We start from the raw sequence: 11,194 nt of genomic DNA on the forward strand, positions 1-11,194 counted from the left end.
GGGTAATTAACCGAAGACAGATGACGGGAGGCGGGACTGTAATCATTTTTAATTTTTAACTCTTCATTTTTAATTTAATAATCAATATTCAACAATACATTTTTAGACTAAGGCTTCTTCAATCGCAGTGGCAAATAAATCTGCTAAAGGAATATTGGCTGCTGCGGCTTGTTGTGGTAAAATGCTTTCTCTGGTTAAACCCGGAATGGTGTTCATTTCTAATAAATGAGGTTCATTATCTTTAAAAATAAATTCACTTCGGCTAAAACCTTTCATTTTTAAAACGTTATAGATCTTTTTAGCTTCTTTGGTCACTTTATCTTCCTGTTCCTTGGTCAATCTTGCAGGGGTGATTTCCTGTGATTTTCCTTCGTATTTGGCTTCGTAATCAAAAAAATCATTTTCAGAAACAATTTCTGTTATTGGAAGCACAGTGGTTTCACCTTTATAGCTAATTACACCTACCGAAACTTCAGTGCCTTCTAAAAAGGATTCTATGATAATTTCATCATCTTCTTTAAAAGCTACATCAATAGCTTCTTGTAAAGCTTCTTTTTCATGTACTTTACTCACTCCAAAACTACTTCCGGCTTTATTAGCTTTCACAAAACATGGTAATCCAACCTTGGCAATAATAGCGTTGGCATTTACAGTATCGCCTAAATTTAAATAGAATGATTCCGCCGTTTTTATGCCGTAAGGTTTTAAAATACTCAATAAATCTCGCTTGTTATAAGTAATTCCTGCTTGATACATGCTGCAGCTCGTGTGTGGTAGTCCCAACAACTGAAAATAACCTTGCATTTGTCCGTCTTCACCAGGAGCCCCATGAATGGCGTTAAACACACAATCAAAAGTGATTTTCTCACCATGTTCGGTGATTGAAAAATCATTTTTATCTACAGGGTGCTCGTTGTTTTTATCATCAACATAAACCCATTTCTCTTTAAAAATATGAATGCGGAAGGCATTATATGTACTTGGGTCTAAAGTTTCATAAACCACGTTTCCACTGGTTAGAGAGATTTTATATTCGCTAGAATAACCGCCCATAATGATGGCTATATTTTTTTTCATCACTTTTAAAATTTGTTGATTTCCGTTTTCGGAAATTGAATTGAGCTCTTGTTTTTACAAAAAACCGGCAATAAAGCGCACAGATTATTAGTTAAGCTAAAATAACCTATAAATGGCAAAAGAAAAAACAGTTCTGTTTTTATATATTTGTCCTATCGAAATTTCTTTAAATGAGCCTTATTAAATTTATTGCCAGTAAAACATTTTTAAAACAAATTGCTTTAGCATTAGTTGCGCTAGTAGTCCTTTGTTATGTTATTTTAAAATGGTTGAACGTGACCACCAATCACGGTGAATTTGAAACGGTTCCAGACCTTAAAGGAAAATCAATTAATGTAGCTAAAGTAGTCCTTGAGGATAATAATTTGGTGATGAAAATTCAGGATTCGGCTAATTATAACCCTGCTTACCCAAAATTTTCTGTAATCGAACAGGAACCTTTAGCGGGTACTAAAGTTAAAGAGGATAGAAAAATATACATTACCTTAAACCCTTCAGGATACCGAAAAATGACGATTCCAGAAGGTTTAATTGATAAAACATTCCGACAAGTAAAACCAACTTTGGAAGCTTTTGGTTTTCAAATAGGAAAAATTACTTATGTGAATAATATAGGAAAAGATATGGTACTTAAATTATCACATAAGGGTACTACACTTAATGCTGGCGATAAATTAGCAAAAACATCTGTGATAGACTTACAACTAGGAAACGGCAACCGCCCTTAAATTATGGATGATTATACCCCGCAATTACCCGACGAAGACGATTTGTTTGAGCATCACGCTTTTACAGTAGATAAAGGTCAAACACCGCTTCGTATTGATAAATATTTGATGAATTTTATTGAAAACGCGACGCGTAATAAAATTCAGGATGCCGCTAAAGATGGTAGTATTTATGTTAATGGAACACCTGTAAAATCGAATTACAAGGTGAAACCTAACGATAATATCCGTGTGCTCTTTGCGCATCCACCACATGAAAATTTGTTGGTTGGTGAAGATATTCCCCTTGATGTGGTTTATGAAGATGATGCTTTGCTTGTGGTTAATAAACCTGCTGGTATGGTCGTGCACCCTGGCCATGGAAATTACTCGGGAACACTTATAAACGGACTCATACACCGTTTTGAAAACTTACCGAATAATTCAAGCGAACGCCCGGGCCTAGTACACCGTATTGATAAGGATACTAGTGGCTTACTTGTAATAGCCAAAACTGAAGAGGCGATGGCACACTTATCGCTACAGTTTGCTAAAAAAACGAGCGAGCGCGAATATGTTGCCTTAGTTTGGGGTAATGTCGCTGAAGATGAAGGTACCGTTGAAGGTAATATTGGCCGACACCCAAAAAATAGATTGCAAAATACCGTGTTTCTAGATGACGAAGCTGAAAAAGGAAAACCAGCTGTTACACATTATAAAGTTATTGAACGTTTAGGCTACGTGACTCTCCTGTCTTGTAAATTGGAAACCGGGCGTACACATCAAATCCGTGTACACATGAAACATATCGGACATACCTTATTTAATGACGAACGTTACGGTGGTGATAAAATACTTAAAGGCACCACATTTACTAAGTACAAACAGTTTGTTGATAATTGTTTTAAAGTGCTACCAAGACAGGCGCTTCATGCTAAAACTTTAGGTTTCGTGCATCCTACCACTCAAGAGTTCATGCGTTTTGATAGTCCGGTTCCTGAGGATATTGAGGCATGTATTGAGAAGTGGCGTGGGTATTCGAAGGCTCAGAGGGAGGAGTAGAGTAAAAGTAGTTAAGTAGTTAAGGAGTTTGCACTTCGCTGGCTCAGTGCTTTTAGGAGTTAAGGAGTTTGCACTTCGCTAGCTCAGTGCTTTTAGGGGTTAAGTAGTTGAAGTAGTTTGGCTTCGATGGCTCACGTGTAGTAAAGCCTCTTCGCTAGCTCAGGGCTTTAGGTAGCTTCTCATGATTAGGTTATTAGGAGTAGCTAAGTAGAATTAGTTTCGCGTGCTCAAAGTTGGTAAATTGCGAAGTAGAAAAGTTCACACCTCAACGAACTCAATGTAACGTTCACGTAAAGCTATCCCCTCGAGGATTACCGAAACGGAAACATCGTTTTCGTTTAAGGTACATGGCGCAGCCAATAGGGGTGTTAGAGTTACTCACCCCTACAATACATTCTCAAATTATTCACCTAACTACTCAAACCACTTTTCCGTGATGGTTTTGGCGATTTCCAGATTATTTTTGTTTATGAATTCGTTTTTTGACGCGTCGTACTCGTAATCTTCTCCCCAAGTTTTATGATTTTTGGCTACGGCTTCTATGGATTCACAGATGAATGTGACTTCGGCGTTGGTCATTGTGGGGTGGATGGACATTCTAACCCAGCCCGGACGTTCAATTAAACAGCCTTCTAATATTTTCTTTTCTATAGATTTTGATGTAGGTTCATCAACGTTTAATAAATAATGACCATAGGTGCCTGCACATGAGCAACCGCCTCTAGTTTGTACACCAAAACGGTCGTTTAGGAGTTTTACAATCAAGTTATAGTGTACGTTTTCTATGAAAAAAGAGAACACACCAAGACGCTCTTTATGTTTTGGTGCTAAAAGATTCAAGTGCTCGATTTTAGAAAGCTTTTTGAAAATTAGTGCGTTCAATTCGTGTTCGCGGGCTAAAATGTTTTTAACCCCCATTTTTTCTTTCAACTGAATGGCAAGGGCAATTTTTATAACCTGTAAAAAGCCCGGAGTACCACCGTCTTCACGAGTTTCAATATCTTCGATATAATCGTGATTCCCCCATGGGTTGGTGTAGTTTACGGTTCCACCACCGGGATTATCGGGTACTAGGTTTTTGTAAAGTTTTTTATTGAAAACCAGAACTCCTGATGTTGCTGGGCCGCCTAAGAATTTGTGAGGTGAAAAAGTGACAGCGTCTAAGTATTGCTCGTCATCTTTTGGGTGCATGTCAATATCGACATAAGGTGCCGAACAGGCAAAATCAACAAAGCATAAGCCGTTATTTTGGTGCATGATTTTAGCCATGTCGTAGTAATTGGTACGAATACCAGTAACGTTAGAACAAGCCGTAATCGCTGCTATTTTTAAAGGGGTGTCTTTGTATGTTTTTAATAAGCTTTTTAACCCTTTTAAACAAGGTAAGCCGTCTTTGTTAGACGGAATCACTTCCACACGAGCAATGGTTTCTAACCAAGAAGTCTGGTTGGAATGGTGTTCCATGTGAGATACGAATATAATGGGACGTTTTTCCTCAGGCACATCGGTGTGGTCTTTTAAGTTTTCACTGAGTTTGAGTCCCAGTATACGTTGAAATTTATTAATCGCCCCCGTCATACCGGTACCCACCGTGATTAAAACTTCGTCTTTTGAAGCGTTCACATGTTTTTTAATAAGATGTCGTGCTTCGTGGTAAGCCAAAGTCATGGCTGAGCCTGTTATTGAAGTTTCGGTATGGGTATTGGCCACAAAAGGACCGATGTCGTTTAGCAGCTTTTCTTCAATGGGTCTGTATAAGCGACCGCTTGCTGTCCAATCAGCATAGATGATTTTTTGCTTGCCGTAAGGCGAAATAAAATGAGTGTCGTTACCTACTATTTGTTCTCTAAAGGGTGCGAAATAGGTTTCTAACGCACTTGGTTTTTGGTCTTTATTTAAAATATTTGATATGAAACTCATTTGATAAGTGGTATGTGTGGTTAGTAGTGAAAATTTTAAATTTTATAATGTGTGAAAAATGTTCTCGACTCCGCCTGTCTGCCGACAGGCAGGCTCGAACACCGGTTTAATCGGGTTTTCTTTACGGTCTTCGAGCGGAGTCGAGAAGTATTCATAAACTGATGTAAAAAATCTAAATTCATATACTTTACTGTAATGTAAGACGTATTCCTAAAAGCGAAAAAATTATTTATTCATCATAGTTCTCTACTCCGCTCGAACACCGTTCTAAAGTTGATTATTACGTTTTTGTATGTTGTAATAAAGACTTTTTATTTCAATACGTTCTCCACTCCGCTCCGAACACCGTGTTTTACTTTTCAAACTTTGAAACACCTTCTTTTAACCAATTGTAGTATTCATCCACATCAGGGACGTAGGCTACAGGGGCTAAAAGATTTTCTTCGTTATGATCCATCAATACGTAAAACGGTTGTGAGTTTGTTTTGTATTTTATGGTTTGTAATTCACTCCATTTTTGTCCGATATATTTTAATTTTTTACCGGGTTTAAGTTTTGAATCTACAACCTCGTCGGCTTCTAATGGGCGTTTATCATCCACATACAGTGAAATTAAAACCACATCATTTTTTAAAATATTGAGCACCTTTGGTTTTACCCAAACGTTTTGTTCCATTTTTCTGCAATTCACACAAGCATGGCCTGTAAAATCTATCATGACAGGTTTGCCTACTTTTTTCGCATAAGCTAGACCTAAGTCATAATCGTTAAAGGCTAAAATATTATGAGGTGGCATGAGGTGGGCACCTTCGGGGATTTCATCATGTTGTCCTCCAGGAACGTTGCCTGACTCCAATTGGGTATAACCCACGCCGTAAGGCGATTCGCTATAATGTTGAGGAGGCGGGAAAGCACTAATTAAATTTAAAGGCGCACCCCAAAGTCCTGGAATCATGTATATGGTAAAGGATAAAACAACAAGTCCTAAACTTAATCGTCCTACTGAAATATAAGTCACCGGCGAATCATGTGGCAGCTGTATTTTTCCGAATAAATAGAACGCTAGCGCTCCAAAAATGGCTATCCAAATGGCAATAAAGACTTCGCGTTCTAGCCAATGCAGTTGAAGCACTAAATCGGCGTTTGATAAGAATTTAAAGGCTAAAGCTAATTCTAAAAACCCTAACACTACTTTTACGGTATTTAACCAGCCACCAGATTTAGGTAAAGAGTTTAACCACCCTGGGAAAGCGGCAAAAAGCGCAAAAGGTAAAGCAATAGCAGAAGAAAAACCAAGCATACCAACAATAGGACCAATCTGGCTGCCCCCTGCAGCTGCTTGAACCAGTAAAGTCCCAACAATTGGGCCAGTACAAGAAAAAGACACAATAGCTAAAGCTAGTGCCATAAAAAAGATACCAATTAATCCACCTCTATCGGCTTGACTATCTACTTTATTAGCCCAAGAATTAGGCAGCATGATTTCAAAAGCACCTAAAAAGGAGGCAGCAAAAACTAATAGGAGTAAAAAGAAAATGATGTTAAACCATACGTTTGTCGATAGTGCATTCAAGGCATCGGCGCCAAAAATAAGGCTTACTAAAATACCAAGAATCACATAAATGACAATAATGGATAAACCATAAATTACCGCATTTTTAATACCAGCAGCTTTGTTTTTACTTTGCTTGGTAAAGAAGCTTACGGTCATAGGAATCATAGGAAACACACAAGGTGTCAATAAAGCCGCAAAGCCTGAAAAGAACGCGATAAAAAAGATCCCCCATAAACTTTTTTCTGAAGATTCGGTAGATGTCGATTTTTTTTCGGTTTTTGAAGCGTCTGTTGTGTTGTTATTTTCAGAAAATGTTGTGTTGGATGTCGCGGTAGTTTCAGGAGTCGCTGAAGCATTTTCTGAGAGGGTAAACACCAAATCTACTTCAGTAGGGGGTAAGCATCGTGTATCGTCGCAAACCATGAATTCCACCACGCCATTAATTTGGGCGATTTCTTCAGAAACTTTAATGGTTTGTCCAAAATTAGCTACACCATCAAAATAGGTGATTTCCATTTGAAAAACAGGATCGTCTACGGTGTGACCCGCTTCTTCACGGGTATTTCCAATTAGTGTTATGATGTCATCAGCAGTATCATAAGTAAAAGTAGTTGGAATCGGGCCATTTTCAGGAACCTCTTGCGAGTACAAATGCCAACCACTTTCAATTGTGGCTTTCGTTATGAGTTTGTATTCGGTATCTGAAAGTTTTTCAACTGTTGTAGACCATTCTACAGGATTGAAAATTTGGGCTTGTCCTAATGAAACAAAGAGTAGGGTACACAGTAGGAATAGTTTTTTCATAGTTTTAGTGTTTATTTTAAGCTGAGCTGGTTAAAAAGTTTTTAAAATGTCATTTCGAGGGTATGAGGAATCTCGTTGGTTATTTGTTCTCGACTCCGCTCGAACACCGTTTTAATAGATGTTTAGCTATGGTCTTCGAGCGGAGTCGAGAAGTGTTGTTTAAATTGTCATGTTTGTATTTCTTTGTTCATAAAGCGATCTCGACTGCGCCTGTCTACCGATAGGAAGACTCGATGTAATATGTTCTAAAAATAAAATTTTGATATTAAGTGATTAAAATCCATTTGTATTCATGAAAAGTTCTCGACGCCGCTCGAACAACGTTATAATAGATGCTTAGTCATGGTCTTCGAGCGGAGTCGAGAAGTGTTGTTTAAATTGTCATGTTTGTATTTCTTTGTTCATAGAGCCATCTCGGCTTCGCCTGTCTACCGATAGGAAGACTCGATGTAATATGTTCTAAAAATAAAATTTTGATATTAAGTGATTAAAATCCATTTGTATTGATGAAAGTTCTCGACTCCGCTCGAACACCGTTTTAATAGATGCTTAGTCATGGTCTTCGAGCGGAGGCGAGAAGTGTTATTTAAATTGTCATGTTTGTATTTCTTTGTTCATAAAGCCATCTCGACTGCGTCTGTCTATTGATAGGCAACAGTGTAGTTAAATTTTTAACATCAAGTAAAGTTAGCAAAACGGCTTTATTAGTTTTTTAAAGGTTGACTGTTCTGGTCTAACGAACCTGATTTTATAACAATGAGTTTATCTAAGTCGATATATTTTTTGATACTTGCATTCACTTCTTCTAATGTTACGGCATTAATATCTTTTGGATACTGCTCAATGTAACTAGGGTCTTGTCCGCGTTCAATCATATGCAATAAGGTGCCAGAGAGTCCAGATGTGGTTGCGAGTCCGACTTTAAAACTTCCAGTCACGTTTGACTTGAAGGACGCGAGTTCATCAGCAGTAACCCCATCATTCACCCATTTTTTGATTTGAACCATCGTAGCATCTAAGCCTTTTTGAAACAAGCTAGGATTAAAGGTCGCATTGACCACCCAATAACCACCCGTGTTGGTTTGTCCTTTATGGTTGGCATAAATGCCATAAGTTAGTCCGTCGTTATCACGCACGGTTTGCATCAATCGTGCTGAAAACCCACCACCCAAAATATGGGTGCCTAAGAAAAAGGGTAAATAATCTTTATCCATACGCTCTAGCCCTGTGTATTGTCCGATATACATGTAAGCACTCGGTTTTTCAGGAATGCTAATCACTTTGGTCAGCGCATCGACCTTAGTTGGAGCTTTGAAGGCCACTTTTGTGTCTATACCACCTTTCCAAGCATTAAAAGCCTTGTCAATAGCCTCGTATAGGGTTTTGTTGTCTACATCACCTACGGCAACCAGGTGCATGCCTGCAGGACCAAAATAAGTTTTATGGAAAGTCTTGATATCTTCTAAAGTCACTTTTTCTAAATCAGAAATCGTTTTTTCTGTACTTAAAGTGTGATTAGGATGTGCTTTAGGGTAAATGGCTTGTGATAAGGCAATGCTCCCTTGCGTTCCCAGATCGGTTAAGTTCTTTTTTGTGTTACCAATAGCACGTTCTTTAATGAGGTCGAATTCCTTTTGATCGAATAACGGATTTCTTAGGGCGTCGGCTAAAAGGTTGATGACTTCAGGAAGGTCTTTTGTTAGGCATTTAAATTTCATAGACACCGTATGTAAATCGGCATCAATATTTAAGCGAACGCCTAATTTTTCCAGTTTTTCAGAAAAGGCAAACTTATCAAGGTTTTGTGTGCCTTTGGTTAACAAGGTCGTCGTTAAATTAGGAACCACTTCATGGCCTTGCGTGTTGAAATAATTACCAATAGGAAAACTTGCATTCACGGTTAAAAAGTCGTTGGCTCCCGTTTTTACGGAAACAATATCGATTCCAGAAACTTCTTTTCTAGCGTATTTTTCTTTGTTCTTTGTTGGCTGAATGGTTTCGTAAGCTGAAGTTGTTTCAGCATAATTTTCATACGAAAATCCTTCCGAGTATTCGTGATTACAAGAAGCATCGTGGCTGTGGTCTGGAGTTCTAAAGTAGTTTTTGCTGTCTAAACTTTGTGAAACGTTTTGCGCTTCCGCGGAAGCGTTATCGTGCCCACCAGGAGCTGTAGGAATAAAATAACCCGTGGTACTCTGATTTTCTACGAGGTAGGTTTTTGCGACTTGTTGCACATGGGAAGCTGTGACTTTTTTGAGTCTTTCAATACCGTTGATATAGTCCGTCCAGTCGCCCCCAGCAATGGCCTCGGTTAATTGCCCTGCAATACTTCCAGAACCGTCGCGCGATAATAGGGTTTGGGCGGTTAATTTGGAAACAATACGGTCGACATCCTTTTGAGAAACGCCTTCTGTTTTTACCTTTTCAATCATGTCGAGTAATTGGGTGTTCAATGCCTCATGTTTTTTATTTGGCGTGAAGCCTAGGCTAATACTGAATAAGCCCACTTCTTGAAATTGTGACGGACTGGCAAAACCGTAAAGGGCGATGCCTGTATCAATGAAGGTTTTGTTAATCAGTGATGAGGTGCCAGAGCCTAAAATTTGACCGAGTACCGTTAAAGCCGGTAAATCGTCGTGCATGCGCCCAGGAATTTTATAGCCTATAGAGACTAAGCCTTGCTGCCCCTGTTTTTTGATGACAATACGTCGTGGGCCGTGTTGTTCAGGTTCGGTGGTATAGGGCTGCGGAATATCGTGCGGCGCCTTAGGTATGGCACTGAAATATTTATCAATGAGGGTAAACAGGTTGGACTTTTCAAAATCACCAATTATGGTTAAAGTGGCGTTATTAGGCCAGTAGTAGGTGTTGTAGAAATTTCTTAGAGTTTCAATAGGCATATTTTCGATATCTGATCGCCAACCAATCGTGCTGTGGTGGTAAGGGTGTGCCATATAAGCCGTGGCCCAAATTTCTTTATTAAGGAGACGGGATGGATTGCTCTCACCGCGTTCAAATTCATTTCTTACTACAGTCATCTCAGAGGCTTTATCTTCTTCGAGTAAAAGTGAATTTCGCATGCGGTCGGCTTCAATGTGCAAAGCAAGTTCCAGTTGATCACTAGGAATGGTTTCGTAGTAATTGGTACGGTCGTTCCAGGTGGTGGCGTTCATTCGCGCACCAATACCCTGTAGCATGGTGAAAATGGCGTTGCCGTTTTTCTTGTTGAAAGTTGGTGTGCCCTTGAAATTGAGGTGTTCGAGTAGGTGAGTAGAGCCTGTATTTCCAGTCACCTCATGCTTAGAACCCACCCGATATACAATCTGAACTGTGACTACGGGAGCTGAGTTATCCTGAACCAACAGGATGTTCATGTCATTTGGGCCGTATTGGTATTCTTCAATACCGTTGAGTGCTTGAATTTTTGTGAAGTTTTTGTTGTTTTTCTGCGCATGGATAGGTAGCACCAAGGCTAAACAGAAAAAAACTAGAAGTGCTGTTGGAAATTCTAAACGCGATTTACAGATCATACGGTGTTGGTTTTAACTATAAGTGAACAAAAATCGTGTTTACCCTTATTAATGAAATGTTAAATCTTTGTTTTTGGTGTTAAAGTTGAGGTGTTTTTGTGGATTTTGGTTTAGAAGTGTAAGTTTTTATGGAGTTTCAAAGTCGCAAAGTGACAAGGTTTTAGAAGTGTAGTTAACCTCAAAGGACGTAACACCCCTGTTGGCTGCGCCAGGTACCTTCAATGAAAACGATGTTTCCATTTCGGTAATCCTCAAGGGGACAGGTGGGCGGTACTTTTTTGCGGCTTTTGGTTTAAGGGGAATTATAGGACTACTCTTGATGTTTACATGATTCTCGTTTTGAAAGCACGTGTATACTACCCCTTTGAGGGGATCATAGGGGAGTTTGCGCCTGAGTGATCAGGAACGTGGCTAAGGTAACAGACTTTAGATAGCTGTGGTTCCTAGTTTTAATGTACCATTTTGGTTTCCAAGCGTTGCGAACACCCCTGTGGTCCCATCAAGGGGACAGGTGGGTGGTACTTTTTTTTGGTATTTGG

At 39.1% G+C, this 11,194-nt stretch carries 6 protein-coding genes; 2 read left to right on the forward strand and 4 right to left on the reverse strand.

Annotation, left to right across the window (positions count from 1 at the left end; translation table 11 throughout):
• Positions 1 to 102: 102 nt before the first annotated feature.
• On the reverse strand, positions 103 to 1,077 hold the full coding sequence (locus F6U93_RS09565; protein ID WP_150939197.1) for a D-alanine--D-alanine ligase: 975 nt from the start codon (positions 1,075 to 1,077) through the stop codon (positions 103 to 105).
• Positions 1,078 to 1,247: 170 nt separating this feature from the next.
• On the opposite strand from F6U93_RS09565, the gene F6U93_RS09570 reads away from it, so the two are divergent.
• On the forward strand, positions 1,248 to 1,805 hold the full coding sequence (locus F6U93_RS09570; protein ID WP_150939199.1) for a PASTA domain-containing protein: 558 nt from the start codon (positions 1,248 to 1,250) through the stop codon (positions 1,803 to 1,805).
• A 3-nt stretch (positions 1,806 to 1,808) separates the two neighbouring features.
• Positions 1,809 to 2,846 carry an RluA family pseudouridine synthase gene (locus F6U93_RS09575; protein ID WP_150939202.1) on the forward strand — a complete coding sequence of 346 codons (1,038 nt, stop codon included), beginning with the start codon at positions 1,809 to 1,811 and terminating at the stop codon, positions 2,844 to 2,846.
• A 414-nt stretch (positions 2,847 to 3,260) separates the two neighbouring features.
• On the opposite strand, the gene F6U93_RS09580 is transcribed toward F6U93_RS09575, so the two are convergent.
• The 3 genes from F6U93_RS09580 to F6U93_RS09590 all read right to left on the reverse strand — a co-directional run bounded on the left by F6U93_RS09580 (position 3,261) and on the right by F6U93_RS09590 (position 10,655).
• The gene (locus tag F6U93_RS09580) at positions 3,261 to 4,766 is read right to left on the reverse strand and encodes an aminotransferase class V-fold PLP-dependent enzyme (RefSeq protein WP_150939204.1); all 1,506 of its coding nucleotides are present in this window, start codon (positions 4,764 to 4,766) and stop codon (positions 3,261 to 3,263) included.
• A gap of 352 nt (positions 4,767 to 5,118) precedes the next feature.
• Complete coding sequence (locus F6U93_RS09585) at positions 5,119 to 7,125, reverse strand: protein-disulfide reductase DsbD family protein (protein ID WP_150939206.1); 2,007 nt, start codon at positions 7,123 to 7,125, stop codon at positions 5,119 to 5,121.
• Between the two features lie 704 nt (positions 7,126 to 7,829).
• On the reverse strand, positions 7,830 to 10,655 hold the full coding sequence (locus F6U93_RS09590; RefSeq protein WP_150939207.1) for a M16 family metallopeptidase: 2,826 nt from the start codon (positions 10,653 to 10,655) through the stop codon (positions 7,830 to 7,832).
• Positions 10,656 to 11,194 lie beyond the last annotated feature (539 nt).

It is taken from the genome of Pseudotamlana haliotis (genome assembly GCF_008806375.1).
Lineage (GTDB): Bacteria > Bacteroidota > Bacteroidia > Flavobacteriales > Flavobacteriaceae > Pseudotamlana > Pseudotamlana haliotis.